Source organism: Yoonia vestfoldensis, from assembly GCF_002158905.1.
GTDB classification, from domain to species: Bacteria; Pseudomonadota; Alphaproteobacteria; order Rhodobacterales; family Rhodobacteraceae; genus Yoonia; species Yoonia vestfoldensis_B.
In genome coordinates this window covers 3,414,934-3,433,696 of the sequence record NZ_CP021431.1, presented here as the reverse complement: position 1 = coordinate 3,433,696, position 18,763 = coordinate 3,414,934, and the positions used below count along the sequence as shown (strand labels likewise).

The following is an 18,763-nucleotide window of genomic DNA, read 5'->3' as shown; positions in this document are numbered from 1 at the left end:
GAAAATGTCCATATCCACCAAGCTGTTCTCTGATCAGATGTTGACGCGGTTCTCGCAGATCAACAGCGAAATCGAACTGCGCCAGACGAAAATCGCGACCGGGCGGGAAATTACCCAAGCCTCTGACAAGCCTCTTGAGGCTGTCCGCCTGTCCGCCCTAGAGGAAAATCTGACACAGCTGAAAGGGTTTCAACGCAATGCAACGACGGCGCAGCAGCGTCTGTCATTGGGCGATACCGTGCTGGCCAGTGTCGATAGCATCATGGCGCAGCTGCGCGAACGGGCCGTTGCGGCCAATACAGATACGGTCGATCCGGTGGATCTGGCCGCATTTCGGGTTGATGTCGCGCAAAACCGCGAAGCATTGATTGATCTGGCCAATAGCCGCACATCCGATGGTCAGGCGCTGTTCGGCGGTTATGCCACCGATGTCGAACCCTTTACCCCGGACGGAACCGGCCGCATCCAATATCGCGGTGATGGTGGCCAGCATACTTTGGCCGCCTCGGAAACCACGCGCCTGCCGACATCGGTCAACGGGGCAGAGGTTTTCATGCAGGTGAAAACGCGCGACGGCATCGCAAGCATTTTCGACATCGTCGATAGTTTCGAGGCCGCGCTGGCCACCGAAGGGCAATTTGCCAGCACCCTTTCAGCCCCGGCCAGTGACGGGCTGTCGCTGCATTTCAACGGTGACCGGCTACCGCGTGATGTGTCCTTTGATCTGCAAGGCCCGGCAGGCAGCGTATCGATCACGGCAAAAGATGTCGTCGGCGGGTCGCATGATCAATTGATCAGCGCGATCAATGAACAGACAACACGCACCGGTGTGACCGCGACCAGCGCTGATGGGCGCTTGGTCTTGTCGGCAGCCAGTGGCACGGTGGCGCTGTCCGCGCTCAAGATCGAAGGTGTCGACCTGGCCGTGCGGGTGCCGCGTTTCACGATCACGACGGATGGCACACCGCCGCAAACCATGGTGCCGACGGTGCAAACGCTTGATGCGCAGCTGGAAAAGCTTGTGCAGGCCGGACAGGATATCGCCGTTTCGCGCACCCAGATCGGTGCCCGGTTGAAACGCGCAGAGGATCAAGAGGCGATCTTGCAAACGCGCGCCGTGGCCTTGGAAACCGATGTGAACGAGCTTGGATCTGCTGATCTGGGAAAGGTCGTGACCGAGCTTCAGGCGCTTTTGGTGTCGCGCGATGCGGCGTTACAGGCCTATTCGCGCATCAGCCAAAGCAGCCTGTTCGATTTTCTGAAGTGACGGCATCTTGGCACGCTTTCTGCAAAGTTATGTCATTGAACGCTGAGGAGATGTAAATGTTCGGCACAATCAAGTCTGGAATGGCGACCTCGATGTTCGAAATCGCCGTGGTTTCGAACAATGTCGCGAACTCTGGCACAACGGCCTTCCGAAAGAGCAATACCAGCTTTTCGGACCTCTACAGCGGTGCATCGCCTGAATCTGTCGCGCGCCTATCCAAAGGTGTCGGCAGTCTTGTCGAGGGAACCAAGCAAAGCACCGAACAGGGCGGTTTGCTGAACCGTGAAGGTGTTCTGAACCTCGCATTGATCGGCAAAGGCATGTTTGTTTCGGCCGCGCCCGCCGCTGACGGGGTGCCGTCAGAAACGCTGACCTTCAGCCGCGATGGCGAATTTGCGTTGGACAAGGACGGCATCTTGCGGACCTCGACCAATGATTTCGTGCTTGGTTATGATGGCGTCGGCGGCACGGATCTGCAAAGTCTGGTGGTTCCCTATGAGAGCGAAGACGGCGCCCAGCTGACCGCGCTAGAGATCAATGCCGAGGGCAAGATCCTGGCGACATATGGTGGCCAACCCGCCGTCGTGCTGGGCCAGATTGCGATTGGATCGTTTCCAAACGAAACCGCGCTGCGCCAGTTGGGCATGAACCGTTTCCAAGCGACCGATGGGTCTGGTGAATTGATCTTGGGTGCCGGCGGCCAAGAGGGGTTTGCCATGATCCAGGCGGGCGTTCTGGAAACATCAAACGTCGATCTGACAACCGAATTGACCAATATGATCCGCGCACAGCAGCAGTTTTCGGGATCGTCGCGCATTTTGCAGACCTATTCCGACATGATCGAAAAACTGACCCGCTAGGCATTATTTCATGTCACTTGGGGAAAGCATCTGATGCGCGGCACGGTTTTGTTCTCTCGCAGAACTGTCCTATCCGGCCTTTTATGCGCCCCGATCAGCGTCAGCGCAGCACCCCTTGTTGACCTTGAAAAAGGTGGCGGGCTGTTTTCGCATAAACCTGTATCCCCGGAACAAAGCGCCGATCGCGCGATGCTGGACCTTTACAGGCAACCACCACTGGCTGATCCGGCGCCCAGCCCGCCCGCCAGCCCGCGCAGCGACAACGCTCGCGCGCCGATGGCTTTTGCCATGCGGCTGCAAAATGCCAATACCGGTGAAGCGCTTTTTCTGGATGTGCCCGCTTCGTTGGATTTGGGTTGGATACAGCACCGCCGATTGAACCATTTCATGCGCGATTGGCGCGAAGACCAGGTCAAAAGAATTGATCCTTTGATTGTTCAGGATTTCCTGCAGATTTGCCGGTCTTTTGCCACACCCGGCATCCCGACCGATGTCAGGATCAATTCAGGTTACCGGTCACAAAGAACAAATGAGATGCTGCGCCAACGTAGCCGCCAGGTCGCTGTCAATTCGCTGCATGTCGAAGGCAAGGCGATTGATTTCGGACTGCCGGGGGTGTCACCGCGACAGCTTGGTGCTGTCGCAAATGACATTTGTCGGGGTGGGGTAGGCACTTATGCGACGTTCATCCACATCGATAGTGGCAATAATCGTCGCTGGAGTGCCTGATTTTGGTCGTTCTACATCGTTTTGATCTGTTTTCAGACAAATTTTTAAACTTGGCCTTGTTTATGCATAGACGGTCAAAAGGGGGGCGGTGTCATGCCTACGATTATTTCAGTTGCGAGTGGAAAAGGCGGCGTCGGCAAATCATCTTTGGCCGTCAACATGTCAATACGCTTGCAAGATGGTCACGGACCGACGCTTTTGGTCGATTCCGATCTGTTGATGGCAAATTCGCATGTCTTGCTGAACACGCGCCCAACGGCTGATCTGATTGATGTTCTCGAAGGCCGGTGCGATTGGCGCGCCGCTGTCCATAAATTGCCAAATGGTCTGTCATTGCTGCCCGGTAGGACGGCCGCGAATGTCTTGGTCGAAAGCGATGCAGAGCGGCTTAAGGATTTGCTGCATACGCTGAAAACCACCGCGCATGAATTCGCTTTCATCATCGTTGATGTGCCCGCCGGGTCGGGGACGGGGGTGATGAATACCGTCTCTGTGGCGGATCATACGATGGTGGTGCTGTTGGGGCAGGCGACCAGCTTTGTTGATGCCTATGCCTTGATCAAAAATGCTTATCTTGAAAAGGATGTGACATCATTTTCTGCTATCGTTAACATGGCCAAGTCAGCGGAACAGGCGAAAACGATTTTTGACAATTTCGAACGGACCGTATCAAGCTTTCTGCCGGTCAAATTGACCTATACGGGTTATCTGCCAAAGATGAATGAAATCAATTCAAGCTCTGTCCATGGAAGATCAATTGATCACGATGTCATGAAGGCGCGTATTTTCCCCAGGATCGATTCCATTCTGACTGCTCTGTTTGAAAAGGACCCGCCCTATACAGAGCCTGATCCTGTCACGCTTCATAGCCCCGTCCCATAGGTGAATGTGGCGGATGCAAGATTATCCATCGGCCAAGCTGAATGTCGAAAAACTCGTCAGAGAACACGAGGCTTTGGTGCGGCGCGTGGCGCATCATATCTATTCGCGTGTGCGCTCTATTGTCGAATTCGATGATCTATTGCAGGTCGGTCTGATCGGCTTGATCGAGGCCGCGCAGCGCTATACAAGGCGCGAGGGCGTGTCTTTCGAAAATTACGCCGTCTTGCGCGTCCGGGGCGCGATTTACGATTACCTGCGCAAAAATTCCAATCTGGGCCGCAAAACGATTGCGACAACCAAAGTTGTCAAATTCGCCCAGGCAGAGCTGTCGCAGAAACTGGGCCGCGCGCCGACCCGTCCGGAATTGGCCGAGGCCGTGTCCATGACCATTGGCGAACTCAGCAGCTGGGAGCAAAGCCTGAACAGCAGTTACCAGAATTCGTTGCAGGATGAATATGACGAATATTCGATGTGGTTTTCCACCGAAGACCCACCCGCAGAACAGCTTTTGGACCGTGGCCGCCTGAAAGAGGCATTGCTGGTCGCGCTGAAAGCCTTGCCCCAAAGAGAGGCCTTGGTCCTGCAATTATATTATGTCGAAGAGCTGAACATCTACGAGATTGCAGCCATCCTAGAGGTCACCCCCGGCCGCGTTTCGCAGCTTAAATCAATGGCATTCAAGAAGATGCAGCCCATGTTGCAGGATTTTGCCGTCGGGATGGGGGCGTCCTGAACCGATGAAAGAAAAGATAAACGTCATTCAGGTTTCGGTGCAATCCGCCGAGGTCGCCTTGGTCGGGCATGAGGCCGTCCCCGATCTGGTGATCAATTGCAGCCTGATGAATATCGCGCGCGGCAATATGGTCCTGACGCTCAAGTCCATCGAGGTTGACCAGGTTGGTGCCATCGGCGTGGTCGAGATCGAAAAGAACCGGCCGGTCATGCTGGCGCGCGCCAGTGTCTCTGTGGCGCAGTTCAGTCTGCTGCTGAATTGCCTGCAACATCACCCGCCGCGCCCCGTGACGCTTATTCTGGCGTTGCAGGACAGTCTGACGCTGACGACCGGGGGGTATCTGGATGTGGATGGTCAGGATCGCTGCATGATTTCCGACCTGTCATGGAGCATCCCGATCCTGTGATCCGGGCTGGCGTGGCTGGTGGCTGCGATCAGATGGCGGGGATTTCCGGTGGCACGTCAGACGAAATGCCGTATTTTCGCATTTTTGCAATCAGCGTCGTGCGTTTGAGCGACAGCCGTTTGGCTGCCTGTGCGGTATTGTAATTGGACATTTGCATCGCCAATGCGATGAACTTTGCTTCCTGCGCGCTCAGGTGACCTTGCAAACAAAAGTCTTCATGGCCGTTCAGGATTGTCATGATCGACTGATCACTCCGTTCCAAAGGGGCGATTGCATCGGGTGCAATTTCCGGCTCTTCATCATCATCTGGCATCTGCGCAATTGCAGACCAAAGAAAGCTTTGTTCTTCGGATTGATTATGCGGAAGATGAAGAAGTTTCCGAACCGCCTCTCTGTCTATTGGAACGCCTTTTGACAGAACCGCTGCGCGCTGAAAAAAGTTGCGCAATTCACGAATATTGCCGGGCCAGGAATAGGCCATCATTTCTGCAAGACCATCCGTGCTGACTTTGGGCGGCACCAGCCCAGAGCCGTCTGTTTCGAGCTGGTGCGAATTGCCTGCGCCAGTTCGGGAAGATCGCCCATGCGGTCGCGCAGAGACGGAACTTGCAGCATGACCACCGAGATCCGATACATCAAATCCTGGCGAAACTCGCCCTTGTCGACCTTGTGTTCGATGTTCTGATGCGTCGCGCAGACCAGGCGAAAGTCGATGGGCTGTTCGCTGTTTGATCCGATACGGCTGACGGCGCGGGCCTCGATGGCGCGCAAAAGCTTGCCTTGCAGTTCAAGCGGCATGTCACCGATTTCGTCCAGAAACAGGGTGCCGCCGGCGGCTTCTTCGAATCTGCCGATCCGGCGTGTGGCCGCGCCGGTGAACGCCCCTTTTTCATGTCCGAAGAGTTCGGCCTCTAGCAGATCGCGGGGGATTGCGGCGCAGTTGACGCTGACCAGCTTGCCCTTGCGGCCTGACAGGTCGTGAATCGTTTGCACGACAAGTTCCTTGCCGCAGCCGGTCGGGCCGACCACAAGCACATTGACGTTGTAAGGCGCAGCATTTTTGACATCAGCCAAGAGTGTCTGAATCCGTTCAGATGATCCAGATATCAACATGTCTCGTCACCGCCTATTTCTGCCGATACGTTTTTGTTACTTGCGTCTACTGGTATTAATTATTTACCGAACCCCTAACAAGAATCCACGCATCTGCACAACCTTGTTGACGATGTGTCAAACTTTAATCCAGTGACCGCGACATTCTGTGACCGGGTTTTGCCGCTTTTGAAGGCAGGGCAAACGGGCATATCCGCGTGGATTTCCGGATTTTGCGATATTAGCCCAGGTTGCGCACCGAAAATCCTGACAATCAGGCAGGGTTTGGCCAGCCGCATTGGCATGGAATATAGGCAATGATGTGGGCCGCGCGCCAGCTGTCTGCAAATTGCAACTTGGATCGCGATTGAATTTCACGCAGCGGTCAAAGTTGGCATGGCACTTGCCTTTCATGAGCCATGATGAAGAGCGTACATAGAGTGGTTATTGATCGGGTCGCTTTCGACCTGGGCGCCGAAATATTGGATTATCTCATTTTGCATGAGGTCGATGCGGTCGAGGTTATGGGCTGTTCTCATGCCAATAAATGCAGCACCGATTTTCTGGTCTTGTCGGCGCAGCGGGCCGCGGAACTGGGTGGTCAGTCCGGGGTGATCGAGCTGGCGAAATCTGTTGGTGCCAAATCGGTCTTGATCGCCGATATGGGGGCCGATGCCTATGCCGTCACGGCCTCTTTGGGGGGGCGGATCGTGCATCTGTCATTGCCAAAAGACATGGCGCGCGATGCTGCCCGGCAATTCATCGTCACGCTGTTGCATGGCACCGGGCGCGCCTTGGTGCGGTCGGATGGGTCACGGCGGCTATATGATCTGGCCCGGCGCGTTGCCAAATCGGATGTCAGTGTCTTCATCAATGGTCCCAGCGGCAGCGGCAAGGAAGTCATGGCGCGTTTCATGCACCTGCAATCGCCCCGCAAAGAGAAAGAATTCATCGCGATCAACTGCGCGGCAATCCCCGATAACATGCTCGAAGCCATGATGTTCGGCCATGAGAAAGGCGCCTTTACCGGGGCGTCCACGTCGAATGTCGGCGTAATCAGGGCGGCGGATGGTGGCACGCTTTTGCTGGACGAGATTTCCGAGATGTCGCTGCAGCTTCAGGCCAAGCTGTTGCGCGCGATCCAGGAACTGACCGTCACGCCGGTTGGCGGCACCAAGCCGATCAAGGTCGATGTGCGCATTTTCGCGACATCAAACAGGAATATGACGGATGAATGCCGCATGGGCCGGTTCCGCGAAGATCTGTTTTACCGGCTCAACGTGTTCCCGATCCAGACGCAGGCCCTGCGCGAGCGGCCGGAAGATATCGCCGCGATCGCTTATGAATTGGTCATGCGGCATGTCAAAGATGTGACAGAAACGCCGTTGATGATGCCATGTGCGCTTGATCTGCTGATGTCGCACAGCTGGCCCGGCAATGTCCGCGAGTTGGAAAACGTGATCCAGCGGGCCTTGGTCCTGAAAGACGGCCCCGTGATCACGGCCGATGCCATTATGATCGATCAGTCTTCGATGATGGATGTTCAATCTCAGACAACAACAGCGCAGGCCCCGCTTTGACCGCGCGCCAGAGGAGTATGACATGAAAGCCTTGGAACAGATCAGCAATGTTTCATCTACAACCGTCACTGCCGCGCTTGATCGGGCTGCGGATATGGCGGAACGGGCCGGTGGCGGGGGCGCGGTTGGCCGGTCGAACGCCGGCCCAAGCTTTGCCGAGCGGATGAGCGACAGCCTTGATAATGTGGCGCGTACGCAAAACGAAGCCGCCCAGCTGGTCCGGGATTACGAGACCGGCAAAGAAACCGACCTGACCAAGGTGATGGTGGCGCAGCAGGTGTCCTCGCTGAGCTTTCAGATGACGCTGAACGTGCGCAACAAAGCGCTGACCGCCTACAAGGACATCATGAACATGCCGGTTTAAGGCATTGTGTGATCTGGGAAAATGATGTGCTGAATGAGACCAAGACATGACCGATAGCTCGACCAATCTGAGCGCGGCATCCTCTCGCAACGGGGTGATGCAACGGACGTCCTATGCCATGCAGGAGCTGCGGTCGTTTTACATGCAGCCCGCCGTGCAGCGTGCGTTCCCTGTCATTGCCGCGGCTTTGCTGGTTGTTCTTGGCCTGATTTTATATCTTGTTTTGCAGACACCGCAGCGCACGACGCTGTTCGCCTCGCTGCCCGAGGCGGAAAAGGCGGCGGTGCTGGATGTGCTGCGCAACAATGGCACGGATGTGCGCGTTGACCCTGTCACCGGCGATCTGACCGTGCCGACCGGCGATTTCTATACGTCGCGCATGTCCCTGGCCGCGCAGGGTTTGCCCCAATCCATGCCCGATGGCTACAGCGTCTTGACCGATATGCCGATGGGCACGAGCCGGTCAGTCGAGAGCATGCGCCTCAAGCAAAGCCAAGAGGTCGAACTGGCACGGTCGATCAACGAGATTGACGTGGTGCAGGCGTCTCGGGTGCATCTGGCGATACCCGAGCGTTCGGCCTTTGCGCGCAATGCCCAGAATCCGACCGCCTCGGTTTTCGTCCAAGTCGCGCCTGGCCGCAGTCTGAGCGACCAGCAAGTGATGGCGATCGTGAACCTTGTCTCGTCCTCTGTCGCCAATCTGCCAAAGACCAGCGTGACCGTCGTCAACCAGAACGGGCAGCTTTTGTCCGATACCGTCAACGACCCTGCGACCGATCTGGCCGACCGCCAGCTTGAATATCGGCTGCGGCTGGAAGACATCTATCGCATGCGGGTCGAGGCCTTGCTGACGCCCATTGTGGGGCCGGGGAATGTTTCGGCGCAGGTATCGCTGGATATCGACTTTACCCGCACCGAGCGCACCGAAGATATGGTGGTTCCCGATCGATCTGCTCTTTTGAGCGAGCAGGAAGCTTTGGAAGAGGAAATCACCGAAAGCGCACAGGGGGTTCCCGGCGCGGTGGGCAATACGCCGCCGCCCCGCGCGGAGTTGGAACAGCAGACCGACGCAGCAGATGGCCAAGACCTGGATGCAGCGGGCGCAGAAGTGTCAGGAAATGAACAGTCGCGCCTGCGGTCTTCGAACAATCTGCGCAATTACGAGGTCAGCCGGACGGTGATGTCTGAAGCCAGCCCGATGACCCGGATCAATGGTGTCCATGTTGCCGTGTTGCTGCGTGAACTACAGCCCGTGGTGGCCGCCGAAGACGGCGAGCCCCAGGCCGCCCCCGCAGTCGGGCTGGACCCCAGCAGGATCGAAGAGGTCAAATCCCTTGTCTCTCGCACCGTTGGGATCGACGAGAACAGGGGCGATACGCTGATCGTGTCCAGCCTGCCCTTCATTTCACCCGAGGCCGTGATCTCTGCGCTTAGCGGCGACACCGAGATGGTCTGGTATGAAGATCCCTGGGTGCAGGAAATGGTGCGCAATGCCTTGATGGTGCTTGTCCTGGCCGTGGTCACTTTGGGATTGATCAAGCCTTTGCTGACCCAATTCCTGGCAACGACCGGTGAATCGGGTGGCTATGGCAATGTGATCACCACCGAAGACGGCGAAATCATCGACATGGATGTGATCGAGATGGAAGAGGGCCAGACGCTCGAAGAAATCAAGGCCAAGCTGAAACCCAAGAAAAGCACGATTTCGGCTGAAATGCTGGATACTGCCAACAGCTATGACGACAAGGTCGCCTTGATCCGGATGATCGTGGCGGATGAGGCCGGGCGCGTGTCCAACGTGTTCAAGGCCTTGATGGAAAACGATTTGGATCAAGTGGGATAACCGGGGGGACATATGATGGATGGCGCAGCAACACCTGAACTGACCGCGACGGAAATTACCGAACGCCTGACCGGAACGCAAAAATCCGCGATCCTGATGATGCTTTTGGGCGAAGAAGAGGCTGCGGAAATTCTCAAGAACCTGTCGCCGAAAGAAGTCCAGCATCTTGGTGGCGCGATGTATTCTGTGCGCAATACGGATCAGGAAACCGTCAATGCCGTGCTGGACGAGTTTCTTGCCATCATCAAGCGACAGACCAGCCTTGGGCTGGGCGCGGGCAATTACATCCGCAACGTTCTGAACCGTGCTTTGGGTGAAGATAAGGCGCAATCCGTTCTAAGCCGCATCACCCCCGCCAGCAGCGAAAGACCGATCGAGATCCTCGACTGGATGGATGGCCGGTCCATCGCGGAATTGTTGCAAGATGAACATCCGCAAATCATCGCGCTGATCGTGTCCTATCTCGATTACAGTCAGGCGTCTGACGTGCTGAACCTGCTGCCAGAAGATTTGCAGCCGGAAATCGTCCAGCGTATCGCGACTCTTGAAACCGTCGATCCAGAGGCCCTGCGCGAGCTGGAGCTGGTGATGCAGATGAAATTCAAGGCAAATACAAGCCTGCGCTCGACCAAGGTTGGCGGCGTGAAAGCGGCTGCCAAGATCATGAACTTTACCAAAGCGAATATGGAAAAGCGTATCCTTGGTGCGATCAGACGCAACGACAAGGATCTGATGCAGGCGATTCAGGACAATATGTTCACCTTCGATAACCTTGGCATGTCGGATGATCGGTCCTTGCAGACCCTGCTGCGGTCGGTGGAAACCGAAGATCTGATCATGGCGCTCAAAGGTGCGACCGAAGAACTGCAAGAGAAATTGTTCGGCTGCATGTCGTCGCGCGCGGCGGCCAATATCAAAGACGAAATGGAAGTGCTTGGTCCCGTGCGTTTGACCGAAGTGCAAACCGCCCAGAAACAGATCATCGAAGTGGCGCGCAAAATGTCCGACGAAGGCACCATCGTGCTTGCCGGCCGCGGCGGGGATGAAATGGTCTGATGAAGGGCCGGTTATTCCCCATGAAAGCCAGCGATCCGGCGCGCGATCCGCAGCAGCTGGATCTGGCGGATCTGCTTGCAAAGACCAAAGACCCCGCCTTTGCCTTGGTCGATACCGCCTCGCGGCAGGCTGACCAGACCTTCAGGCGGCTGTCATGGGCCGAGATTGCGGTCAAGATTTCGTTGGAAACCGACCTGATACAGGCGGAGGAGTCCGCACCCGCCCTGCCGGCAGAGCCGGGTGCAGCCATCCCCGAAGAGACGCTATCGCCCCCTCCGGCGCCGCCACAAGAAGGACCACCTCCGCTGCCCGAGGCTGTGCCGCAGCCTGCCGAGGCCGTGCCAGAGCCGCATCATCCGCCCGCGCCACCGGTCGATGAGGCCATGTTGCAGCGCATCCGCGATGATGCCTATGCCGAGGGCCTGTCCGCTGGCAAAGCCATCACGCAGGGCGAACGCGAGGTCGCCTTGGAGGAGCAATTCACCCAGTTGCAGCAGCTGACGGTTTCTTTGGGGTCCGAACAGGTCTTTGATATGGATGTCGTCGCCCGCAGTATCGAAGAGGCCGTTCTGACCCTGGCATCGGAACGCATCGGCCAGGCCCTGACCGATATGCCAGAGCCGCTTTTGGTGCGGTTGGATACGCTGTTGGACAATCTGGCGCATCTTCTGGGCACGCGCGAAGTCTTTGTCTGCCCCGATGATATCCCGCTTTTGCAAAAATGCCTTGATACCCATCCGAACCCGCCGTTGATCTATCTGCGGGGCGATCCGACATTGCAGCGCGGCGATGCAAGGCTGCGGGTGGGTGGGGCCGAGGTGTCGGATCTGTTGCGCGACCGGGCAACCTCTTTGCTGCGCAAAACGGGGGCAGAGCTGGCCTGATGCTGAACTTTACCGACCAGATCACGCGCCCGCTGAAACAGGATCGCGGCGGCGCGACGCAGGGGCCGATGCTCAGCGGGCGGGTGTCCCGTTACGATGGGTTGCTGCTGGAATGTGACGGCTTTCCGGTCTGTGTCGGTTCGGTCTGTTCGGTGCAGACAACCGATGGTCAAGCGGTGCTGGGTGAGGTGATCGGCTTTAACGAGGGGCGCAACAAGCTGGTGCTTTACCAATCGGGGGCCGCGGTTCAGGCCGGTGCGCGCGTTGCCCTGATCGACGAAGGCACAATGGTCGATGTCGGTGACAGCTATCTTGGCCGTGTCGTGGACGGGCTGGGCTGGCCTTTGGACAATGCGCCCAGGCCGCAGGTGTCGGCACAGGCCCCGCTGAACGGCACGCTTGTTAATCCGCTGGCCAGACGACAGATACCCGGCCCGCTGGATGTGGGCGTGCGCGCGGTCAACGGCCTTTTGACGATCGGATGCGGGCAACGCATTGGGATCATTGCAGGGTCTGGTGTCGGCAAATCGGTGCTCTTGGGGATGATGGCGCGATATACATCGGCCGATGTGGTGGTGATCGGGCTGATCGGCGAGCGCGCCCGCGAAGTCGGCGAAATGGTGCGCGCCATCATGCAGCCCGCGACAAAGGATAAGGTCAGCATTATTGCCGTGCCTGCCGACCGGTCCCCGCTTTTGCGGATCAGGGGCGCGCGGCGGGCCACCGCATTGGCCGAACATTTCAGAGACCAAGGCAAGAATGTCTTGCTGATCATGGATTCGCTGACCCGTGTCGCCCATGCGCAGCGCGAAATCGGGCTTGCGCTCGGCGAGGCGCCGACCTCGAAAGGCTATCCGGCTTCTGTCATCTCGATGATCCCGAACCTGATTGAACGCGCCGGTATGGGTATCGGCCCCAATGCGGGTTCGATCACCGGGATCTATACTGTTTTGGCCGATGGTGATGACAGCAATGATCCGGTGGTCGATACGGCCCGCGCGATCCTTGACGGGCATATCGTCCTGAGCCGGTCCATCGCGCAGCTGGGTGTTTATCCGGCCATTGATATCCCGGCCTCGATCAGTCGGGTGATGAATGACATCGTTCCGCCCGCCCAACAAAAAGCCGCACGAAAATTCAAAAAGCTAGTGTCCTTGTATAATGAAAACAGAGATTTGATGCTGATGGGCGGCTATGTCTCTGGGCAGGATACGGATCTGGATCAGGCGGTCTCGCTTTGGCCGAAACTGGTGGATTACATCAGCCAAAGCCCTGACGAACAGGCCGAGCTGAGCAAAGCCTCGGGCCAGCTGGCCGCGATTGTCGGCCAATAGCCATGGGTGAACGCAAGGCGAAAATGCTGCGGAATATGGCGCTCAAGGCCCATGCAGGCATGCCAGCCTTGATCAAACGCCAGCAGGCTCTGCAGGATGAGATCAGCCAATTGACTGATCTGATTGCGCGGATCACCGATCTGCAGGCCAAAAGCAGGCAGCACGGCGATCTTGATCCGCGTCAGTTGGAAAGTGATCGCTGGTATGAATTGCAGCTGGTCGATGAAGGCCTGATCTTGCGCAACAAGCTGGAATTTCTGCAAATCGAACTGCGTGATCTGACCGCCGCGATCAACCGGATGAGCCATAAGAAACGGGTCGTGACCAACAAGGCTGACGAGGTCGCGCGTCAGGCCAGCGAAGAGCGCGAGGCGCAATCGGCCGCAGCGCAGGATTTTATCCGCACGACACGGCAGGTCTGAAAGCGAAATCAGCGATTTACGCCGGGCAACACCCCGCTTGGCATTGCGCTTGCAAAGACAACCGGCAGGTTCTGGAATGGGTTGGTTGGATGATAGCTTTGTTGAACACCAACGACATTGGTGTTGCTGGTGCAACAGATTGGCTGGCCAAGACCGGTCTCGAGTCCACCAAGGCCAGCGTCAGCGCGGTAGAGCATTCTTTCGTGCAGCTGATGACCAGCTTGGAAAAGGGCGCAACGCCGATCCTGTCCCAGATGGATATGCCAGATCAAGCACTGGAACAGCTGCCAACGCCCCAAGGTGCCGCTGGGCCGGATCAGCCCGCCAATGCCCAAGACGGCGCATTGTTTTTATTGGCGATGGCGGCCTCTGTCGGGTCCGCGAAGGCGGGACTTGATCCTGTGGCGGCTGTGGCGGCGGGCGATGACCTGCCTGTTGCGGATATGGATGGGGTCGTCCTTGGCGATCAGCCCGCTGATTTCTGGGATGTGACGCAGATCACCCAGATCCAGATCTTGCCCGTCGATCCCGATATCATGGCCGATCAATCCACCGCATTGCAGCCCGTTGTTCTGGTTGGGGTGCCTTTGGATCTGCCGCATGGCGACATCGGCCTTGCGCGCGCGGCTTTGGTGGCCGTGGTGCCGCAGGATGATGCAGCCTTGGTAACGGCCAGCGATCCCGGATTTGAAGGCATGATCTTGCCGGTTCTGGCTGCTGGACCCATGTCTGCGCAGGCCACGGCGGATGGGGCTGTCGCCGATAGCGTCAAAAAAATGACGCCTGATGGCTGGAAGCTGACAGTTGACCAAATGACCTCTCCGCTTGCTGGGCCGGATGCGGGTCTGGGATTGGACGCGCTGTCAAATCCTGAGATGGCGGCTGAACGCCCTGTGATCCTGCTGCAACCGGGCAGTTTGGCGTTGCAGGGTGACCGCGTGACCCCGCCCTTGGTCGCGGCGGTGAAAATGGACGCGGTCCCCGGCACGATGGTCAGCCTTTTGACATTGGCGCAGCAGGGCGCAGATCCGCAACAATCGCCTGTCGCGCTGACCGCTGCAGACCAATCGCCAGCGACCTTGTCAGCGTTACCGCCAGTGCAGGCCGGTTTGCCAGCGGCGGTTGCGGGGCCGGACCCATTTGCCGGGGCCGCCCGCGCCCCCATGGCCGAGACCGCAGTTCAGATCACGCCAACCCAACAGCCTGCGGATGTCCTGACCCTGCAAACCGCGCCATCGCCGACAGTGGCCGCAGATGGGTCAGAGGATTTGCTGAACGCGCGCGCGGCCATGCTGCCCGGCACCGGCGCTGCGCCCCAGATTGGGATTGCGAAAGCCCGCGCCCAGAATGATATGATGCCCGCGATTGCGCCCGATCAGGCCGTCACGGGCATGGCGGTGCCAAAGACCGCGCCATTGACCGCAGAGGCATCAGTGATTGCCACGCAACATATGTCGCGGCCGCCCGTGCCACCGACCCTTGGTGCTGATCCAGTGCTGCCGACCATGACCCAGATCGATAACGCCAGTGGCGGGGCGGGGACTGCATCGCAAAATGGCAATGGGCAGGCCGGGTCCGGCGTCGGCGGGCAGGCGGCTGCGTCTCTGCAAGGGCAGATCGAGGCGGCTTTGGATGTCCGCCAGCAAGGCTGGACCAAAATTCTGGTCAATCGCGCGATAAATGCCGCGCAGGCAGGCGGGGCGCTGACCATCAAGATCCTGCCAGCGCATCTGGGGCAAATCACGCTCAAGCTGAGCGAGGGCAAACGCGGCACCGACCTGCGGATCGTCGCGGATGTGCCGGCCACCGCCGCGATGCTCCGCGATGTGCAGGATCAGCTTTCCTCGGCCTTTGACAGCGCGGGCCTGACCTTGGGGACATATTCCGCAAGCACCGGAAATAATGGCGGCGAAAGTGGCCAGAAAGACGGCCCCACCGACCAGCCGGCCTTATCGGAATTGGCTATTGATACAGTGGAAAATGGCGATGATATGGCGCGCGCGGATAATCTGTCGCGCATCAACATCTTATTATAAATGACCCGACGGAGACGCAGAGATGTCTGAAGAAGAAGAGCCAAAAAAGAAAAAATCCGGTATTGTTAAGATACTGATATTCGCTGTGCTTGGCTTGGTCATGATGGGCGCCGGTCTGGGCGTGGGTTATGTCCTGTTTGGCACTGCGAGCAATTCTCCGGAACAAATTGCCGCCGAAATCATCGAAAGAAACAGGGCCCCTGCTGCTGAGATCGCCGAGGTGGAAACCGAAGAGGCCGCCGGTGATGGCCCCCCGCAGCAAGTTTCTAAAGACAGCATCAAAAGCGAAGTCTTCGAAACACTTTACTACGAGCTGCCGGGGACATTGACGACAAACCTCAAAGATTCGCGCCGGTTTTTGCAAATCGGCATCGGGTTATCGACCCGATATGATCAGGCCATTCTGCAAAATGTCGAATCCAACCTGCCTGCGGTCAGAGCTGCCATTCTTGCCACGCTCAGCGATTATACCGAGACCGATGTCGTCGGCCGAGAAGCCCGCAGCATCTTGGCGGAGGATTTGAAAGAGGCGATTAATGCCACTTTGGAAGAGCTCGAAGGCTTTGGCGGTGTGGAAGGCGTTTTGCTGACTTCATTCGTGATGCAATAGGCGCAGAAATTTAAATGTCCTCCAAGAAACTCACACAGGATGAAGTCGACGCGCTGATCAGTAGCGTCGACACCAGTGCCAAGGCCAAAGCCGACGTATCCGCGTCCAAGAATATCCGTGATTTTGTATTTGGCTCTGACGATTTGTCCTTGCTTGGGGATTATTATGCCCTGCGCGTCATCAATGAACGATTTGCACGATTGGCCCGCAGCGTTTTCCAGCCGATGCTGCGCGTGCAGCCGCGCATCACGGCGCTGATGCCCGAGGTCAAAACATTTGACGAATATTGCGACAATGCCCCTGCGTTGATGAGTTTGACAACGTCGCGCATCGACGAATTGCGCGGCAGCAAGATGATGGTGATCCAGCCCGGTTTCATCTCGGCATTGATCAATGCTTATTATGGCGGGGATCTTGGGTTGAAATATCAGCCAAGGGCCGAATTCACCGCGACCGAAACGCGCGTGATCGAGATCATTACCGACGGGTTGAACAGGACGCTTCTTTCAGCCTGGCAGGATTTGATGCAATTGACCTTTAGCGATGAATCGCGCGAGGAAAATCTGCAATTCGCATCCTTTGTCGACGGGGGCGAAATCGTCATCGTTTGCAGCTTTTCAGTGCAATTGCCAAAGGCGGATGATGCCAGGATTGACATCCTCTATCCGCTACAGACCCTGAAACCGATTGCGGCGCAGCTGCGCTCGCGGATGCAATCCGAAGTCATCGACGACGATATGACCTGGCGCGAACGTCTGGAAAGGGCTGTTTCCGAAGTTCGCCTGCCGATCAATGTGCAACTGAGCAAGCCGCGTGTTTCGCTGCGGGATTTGATCAGCATGCGAAAGGGTGACGTCTACCCGATCCAACTGCGCGAAGGATTAAGCGTGCTGGTGCAGGGCCAGAAAATGTTCTTTGCCGATATCGGTGAAGTCGCTGGCACAAGCGCAATTACGATCACCCAAAAGCTGGATTAGGCGCGGCATAACAAGATGGAAGAACCAAATATGGAAAATCAGGACAAAGACCCCCGCGGCCCAGAGAGTGATAAATTGCGCGCGCTTGAAAACATCGAAGTCGAAATGTCGGTCGAAGTCGGCCGGACAGAGATTTCAATCAGCGAATTGCTGCGTCTTAACGAAGGATCGGTCGTGGAACTGGACCGTCTGGCCGGTGAACCGCTGGATATTCTTGTAAACGGCACGCTGATCGCAAAGGGCGAAATCGTGATGGTCGGCGAACGTTTCGGCATCCGTTTCTCGGATATCGTCGACCCTGAAAACCGCGTCGGAAGCATTTGATCCGTCGATCTGCGGAAGGGAAATATCATGCAAAACCCCATCTTTGATACGTCCAGCATCGTGATTGTGGTGGTGTTTCTGGCGGTCTTGCTGATTGCCCGCCAGATTATCGTGTCGAAAGCTGGCGTTTTGCGTCAACGGATATTGCCCGCTGAATCCAGCATCAAACTATGCGAAACGCAGCGTATTGATCGCACGACGCAAGTGTCGTTATTCGAATTGGACGGACAATCCGTCGCGATTGTCCATGGCCCGGGCAAGGCAGCGACGATGCTATTGCTGCCACCACGAAAGCCTGCGAATGAATAGCGCAGGCATCAAGCGGTTAACTTCGGTCTTCGCCCGTCTATTCGGGATGATCGTATTATGCAGCCTCCCGCTGGGAGCCGCCTTTGCACAAGACGGCGGCGGCCTGCCCGCATTGAACGTGCTGGTCGGCGACGACGGCGAGACCACCTATTCGCTGTCATTGCAAATACTTGCATTGATGACGGTGTTGACGATCCTGCCATCGTTTTTGCTGGGTATTACCGCATTCACGCGGATCATCATCATTCTATCGATTTTGCGACAGGCGATGGGCACGCAGCAAACGCCGCCCAATCAGGTCCTGATCTCTATTGCGCTTTTTCTGACATTCTATGTCATGGCGCCCACATTCGAAGATATCTATACGACGGCCATTTCCCCATATCTTGCCGGGGAATTATCGGCAATCGCGGCGGTTGAAAGCTCGGCAAATATCATGCGCGGTTTTCTGATCCTCAACACCAGAGAGGCCGAATTGGCAATGTTCGCCGAAATGGCCGGCGATGCGCCCTATGCCACGAACGAAGACGTGCCATATGCTGTTCTTTTGCCAGCGTTTATCACATCCGAGCTGAAAACCGCGTTTCAGATCGGTTTCTTGCTATTTCTTCCCTTTCTGGTGATCGACCTCGTCATCGCGTCGATCCTGATGTCCTTGGGGATGATGATGCTGAGCCCGATGTTGGTCGCACTGCCATTCAAACTCTTGCTTTTCGTCTTGGTGGATGGCTGGGCCATGACCATTGGTTCGATCGCCTCGACATATGTGAATTGACCGATGGAGTTTGACAGCAACATAGAAAGTCTAAGAGCCGCCTTTTGGCAGATCATTATCGCCTCTGGCCCCATTCTTGGTGTCGCGCTGGCGGTCGGGCTTGTCATCGGTATTCTGCAAGCGGCCACCAGCATCAATGAAATGACGTTAAGTTTTGTGCCAAAGCTGGTCATTGTTTTGGCGGCGATGGCGGCTTTGTCGTCATTCATGATGCAAGAGATGACAGATTACTTTGCATCTATTTTCGAACAAATCCGTTTGTTGAAATGATAGGTCAGGT

General features: G+C 56.9%; 22 protein-coding genes. 20 read left to right on the top strand and 2 right to left on the bottom strand.

Annotation, left to right across the window (positions count from 1 at the left end; translation table 11 throughout):
• The first annotated feature begins 4 nt into the window (after window positions 1-4).
• The 6 genes from flgL to LOKVESSMR4R_RS17220 all read left to right on the top strand — a co-directional run bounded on the left by flgL (window position 5) and on the right by LOKVESSMR4R_RS17220 (window position 4,877).
• Window positions 5-1,267, top strand: coding sequence for a flagellar hook-associated protein FlgL (flgL, locus tag LOKVESSMR4R_RS17245; protein WP_087211244.1), 1,263 nt, complete (start codon window positions 5-7; stop codon window positions 1,265-1,267).
• A 56-nt stretch (window positions 1,268-1,323) separates the two neighbouring features.
• Window positions 1,324-2,127, top strand: a complete 804-nt coding sequence (locus LOKVESSMR4R_RS17240) for a flagellar hook-basal body protein (protein WP_087211241.1) — start codon at window positions 1,324-1,326, stop codon at window positions 2,125-2,127.
• A 276-nt stretch (window positions 2,128-2,403) separates the two neighbouring features.
• Complete coding sequence (locus LOKVESSMR4R_RS17235; protein ID WP_237331840.1) at window positions 2,404-2,856, top strand: YcbK family protein; 453 nt, start codon at window positions 2,404-2,406, stop codon at window positions 2,854-2,856.
• A gap of 93 nt (window positions 2,857-2,949) precedes the next feature.
• Window positions 2,950-3,738 carry an AAA family ATPase gene (locus tag LOKVESSMR4R_RS17230; RefSeq protein WP_087211234.1) on the top strand — a complete coding sequence of 263 codons (789 nt, stop codon included), beginning with the start codon at window positions 2,950-2,952 and terminating at the stop codon, window positions 3,736-3,738.
• Between the two features lie 13 nt (window positions 3,739-3,751).
• Entirely contained in the window at window positions 3,752-4,471 is a 720-nt protein-coding gene (locus tag LOKVESSMR4R_RS17225; RefSeq protein ID WP_087213504.1) for a sigma-70 family RNA polymerase sigma factor, read from the top strand.
• Window positions 4,472-4,475: 4 nt separating this feature from the next.
• Complete coding sequence (locus LOKVESSMR4R_RS17220) at window positions 4,476-4,877, top strand: hypothetical protein (RefSeq protein WP_087211230.1); 402 nt, start codon at window positions 4,476-4,478, stop codon at window positions 4,875-4,877.
• A gap of 28 nt (window positions 4,878-4,905) precedes the next feature.
• Here LOKVESSMR4R_RS17220 and LOKVESSMR4R_RS20650 read toward each other — a convergent pair whose 3' ends face one another.
• Window positions 4,906-5,361 carry a helix-turn-helix domain-containing protein gene (locus LOKVESSMR4R_RS20650; protein WP_237331838.1) on the bottom strand — a complete coding sequence of 152 codons (456 nt, stop codon included), beginning with the start codon at window positions 5,359-5,361 and terminating at the stop codon, window positions 4,906-4,908.
• A complete protein-coding gene (locus tag LOKVESSMR4R_RS20645; RefSeq protein ID WP_237331837.1) occupies window positions 5,358-5,951 on the bottom strand; it encodes a sigma 54-interacting transcriptional regulator in 594 nt (197 codons plus the stop codon). The genes LOKVESSMR4R_RS20650 and LOKVESSMR4R_RS20645 overlap by 4 nt, the downstream gene beginning before the upstream one ends.
• Before the next feature lie 437 nt (window positions 5,952-6,388).
• On the opposite strand from LOKVESSMR4R_RS20645, the gene LOKVESSMR4R_RS17210 reads away from it, so the two are divergent.
• From LOKVESSMR4R_RS17210 to fliQ, 14 genes are all read left to right on the top strand, one after another.
• Window positions 6,389-7,549 carry a sigma 54-interacting transcriptional regulator gene (locus tag LOKVESSMR4R_RS17210; RefSeq protein ID WP_204248691.1) on the top strand — a complete coding sequence of 387 codons (1,161 nt, stop codon included), beginning with the start codon at window positions 6,389-6,391 and terminating at the stop codon, window positions 7,547-7,549.
• Window positions 7,550-7,571: 22 nt separating this feature from the next.
• Window positions 7,572-7,913 carry a flagellar hook-basal body complex protein FliE gene (fliE, locus tag LOKVESSMR4R_RS17205; RefSeq protein ID WP_087211226.1) on the top strand — a complete coding sequence of 114 codons (342 nt, stop codon included), beginning with the start codon at window positions 7,572-7,574 and terminating at the stop codon, window positions 7,911-7,913.
• Between the two features lie 46 nt (window positions 7,914-7,959).
• Window positions 7,960-9,756 carry a flagellar basal-body MS-ring/collar protein FliF gene (gene fliF, locus LOKVESSMR4R_RS17200; protein WP_087211223.1) on the top strand — a complete coding sequence of 599 codons (1,797 nt, stop codon included), beginning with the start codon at window positions 7,960-7,962 and terminating at the stop codon, window positions 9,754-9,756.
• A gap of 15 nt (window positions 9,757-9,771) precedes the next feature.
• Window positions 9,772-10,812 (top strand): flagellar motor switch protein FliG, encoded by a 1,041-nt coding sequence (gene fliG / locus LOKVESSMR4R_RS17195; protein WP_087213499.1) that lies wholly within the window; start codon window positions 9,772-9,774, stop codon window positions 10,810-10,812.
• Between the two features lie 20 nt (window positions 10,813-10,832).
• The gene (locus tag LOKVESSMR4R_RS17190) at window positions 10,833-11,696 is read left to right on the top strand and encodes a FliH/SctL family protein (protein ID WP_237331836.1); all 864 of its coding nucleotides are present in this window, start codon (window positions 10,833-10,835) and stop codon (window positions 11,694-11,696) included.
• Window positions 11,696-13,030 (top strand): FliI/YscN family ATPase, encoded by a 1,335-nt coding sequence (locus LOKVESSMR4R_RS17185; protein WP_087211217.1) that lies wholly within the window; start codon window positions 11,696-11,698, stop codon window positions 13,028-13,030. Before LOKVESSMR4R_RS17190 ends, LOKVESSMR4R_RS17185 begins: the two co-directional genes overlap by 1 nt.
• Window positions 13,031-13,032: 2 nt before the next feature.
• On the top strand, window positions 13,033-13,452 hold the full coding sequence (locus LOKVESSMR4R_RS17180; RefSeq protein WP_087211214.1) for a hypothetical protein: 420 nt from the start codon (window positions 13,033-13,035) through the stop codon (window positions 13,450-13,452).
• Window positions 13,453-13,553: 101 nt separating this feature from the next.
• Entirely contained in the window at window positions 13,554-15,488 is a 1,935-nt protein-coding gene (locus LOKVESSMR4R_RS17175) for a flagellar hook-length control protein FliK (protein ID WP_157898265.1), read from the top strand.
• A 22-nt stretch (window positions 15,489-15,510) separates the two neighbouring features.
• Complete coding sequence (locus tag LOKVESSMR4R_RS17170; RefSeq protein WP_087211206.1) at window positions 15,511-16,098, top strand: flagellar basal body-associated FliL family protein; 588 nt, start codon at window positions 15,511-15,513, stop codon at window positions 16,096-16,098.
• Window positions 16,099-16,112: 14 nt separating this feature from the next.
• Complete coding sequence (gene fliM, locus LOKVESSMR4R_RS17165) at window positions 16,113-17,075, top strand: flagellar motor switch protein FliM (RefSeq protein WP_087211203.1); 963 nt, start codon at window positions 16,113-16,115, stop codon at window positions 17,073-17,075.
• Between the two features lie 30 nt (window positions 17,076-17,105).
• Entirely contained in the window at window positions 17,106-17,399 is a 294-nt protein-coding gene (fliN, locus tag LOKVESSMR4R_RS17160) for a flagellar motor switch protein FliN (protein WP_204248690.1), read from the top strand.
• A 27-nt stretch (window positions 17,400-17,426) separates the two neighbouring features.
• Window positions 17,427-17,708, top strand: a complete 282-nt coding sequence (locus tag LOKVESSMR4R_RS17155; protein WP_087211197.1) for a hypothetical protein — start codon at window positions 17,427-17,429, stop codon at window positions 17,706-17,708.
• 46 nt (window positions 17,709-17,754) lie between these two features.
• Window positions 17,755-18,483: a flagellar type III secretion system pore protein FliP gene (fliP, locus tag LOKVESSMR4R_RS17150; RefSeq protein ID WP_087213496.1), complete on the top strand. Its 729-nt coding sequence runs from the start codon at window positions 17,755-17,757 to the stop codon at window positions 18,481-18,483.
• A gap of 3 nt (window positions 18,484-18,486) precedes the next feature.
• Window positions 18,487-18,753 (top strand): flagellar biosynthesis protein FliQ, encoded by a 267-nt coding sequence (gene fliQ, locus LOKVESSMR4R_RS17145; protein ID WP_087211194.1) that lies wholly within the window; start codon window positions 18,487-18,489, stop codon window positions 18,751-18,753.
• Window positions 18,754-18,763: the final 10 nt, after the last annotated feature.

What these genes read in the sequence shown, in the direction of transcription:
- flgL (WP_087211244.1), top strand. Translation starts at nt 5, where the DNA reads ATGTCCATATCCACCAAGCTGTTCTCTGATCAGATGTTGACGCGGTTC.
- LOKVESSMR4R_RS17240 (WP_087211241.1), top strand. Translation starts at nt 1,324, where the DNA reads ATGTTCGGCACAATCAAGTCTGGAATGGCGACCTCGATGTTCGAAATC.
- LOKVESSMR4R_RS17235 (WP_237331840.1), top strand. Translation starts at nt 2,404, where the DNA reads ATGGCTTTTGCCATGCGGCTGCAAAATGCCAATACCGGTGAAGCGCTT.
- LOKVESSMR4R_RS17230 (WP_087211234.1), top strand. Translation starts at nt 2,950, where the DNA reads ATGCCTACGATTATTTCAGTTGCGAGTGGAAAAGGCGGCGTCGGCAAA.
- LOKVESSMR4R_RS17225 (WP_087213504.1), top strand. Translation starts at nt 3,752, where the DNA reads ATGCAAGATTATCCATCGGCCAAGCTGAATGTCGAAAAACTCGTCAGA.
- LOKVESSMR4R_RS17220 (WP_087211230.1), top strand. Translation starts at nt 4,476, where the DNA reads ATGAAAGAAAAGATAAACGTCATTCAGGTTTCGGTGCAATCCGCCGAG.
- LOKVESSMR4R_RS20650 (WP_237331838.1), bottom strand. Translation starts at nt 5,361, where the DNA reads ATGATGGCCTATTCCTGGCCCGGCAATATTCGTGAATTGCGCAACTTT.
- LOKVESSMR4R_RS17210 (WP_204248691.1), top strand. Translation starts at nt 6,389, where the DNA reads ATGATGAAGAGCGTACATAGAGTGGTTATTGATCGGGTCGCTTTCGAC.
- fliE (WP_087211226.1), top strand. Translation starts at nt 7,572, where the DNA reads ATGAAAGCCTTGGAACAGATCAGCAATGTTTCATCTACAACCGTCACT.
- fliF (WP_087211223.1), top strand. Translation starts at nt 7,960, where the DNA reads ATGACCGATAGCTCGACCAATCTGAGCGCGGCATCCTCTCGCAACGGG.
- fliG (WP_087213499.1), top strand. Translation starts at nt 9,772, where the DNA reads ATGGATGGCGCAGCAACACCTGAACTGACCGCGACGGAAATTACCGAA.
- LOKVESSMR4R_RS17190 (WP_237331836.1), top strand. Translation starts at nt 10,833, where the DNA reads ATGAAAGCCAGCGATCCGGCGCGCGATCCGCAGCAGCTGGATCTGGCG.
- LOKVESSMR4R_RS17185 (WP_087211217.1), top strand. Translation starts at nt 11,696, where the DNA reads ATGCTGAACTTTACCGACCAGATCACGCGCCCGCTGAAACAGGATCGC.
- LOKVESSMR4R_RS17180 (WP_087211214.1), top strand. Translation starts at nt 13,033, where the DNA reads ATGGGTGAACGCAAGGCGAAAATGCTGCGGAATATGGCGCTCAAGGCC.
- LOKVESSMR4R_RS17170 (WP_087211206.1), top strand. Translation starts at nt 15,511, where the DNA reads ATGTCTGAAGAAGAAGAGCCAAAAAAGAAAAAATCCGGTATTGTTAAG.
- fliM (WP_087211203.1), top strand. Translation starts at nt 16,113, where the DNA reads ATGTCCTCCAAGAAACTCACACAGGATGAAGTCGACGCGCTGATCAGT.
- fliN (WP_204248690.1), top strand. Translation starts at nt 17,106, where the DNA reads ATGGAAAATCAGGACAAAGACCCCCGCGGCCCAGAGAGTGATAAATTG.
- LOKVESSMR4R_RS17155 (WP_087211197.1), top strand. Translation starts at nt 17,427, where the DNA reads ATGCAAAACCCCATCTTTGATACGTCCAGCATCGTGATTGTGGTGGTG.
- fliP (WP_087213496.1), top strand. Translation starts at nt 17,755, where the DNA reads ATGATCGTATTATGCAGCCTCCCGCTGGGAGCCGCCTTTGCACAAGAC.
- fliQ (WP_087211194.1), top strand. Translation starts at nt 18,487, where the DNA reads ATGGAGTTTGACAGCAACATAGAAAGTCTAAGAGCCGCCTTTTGGCAG.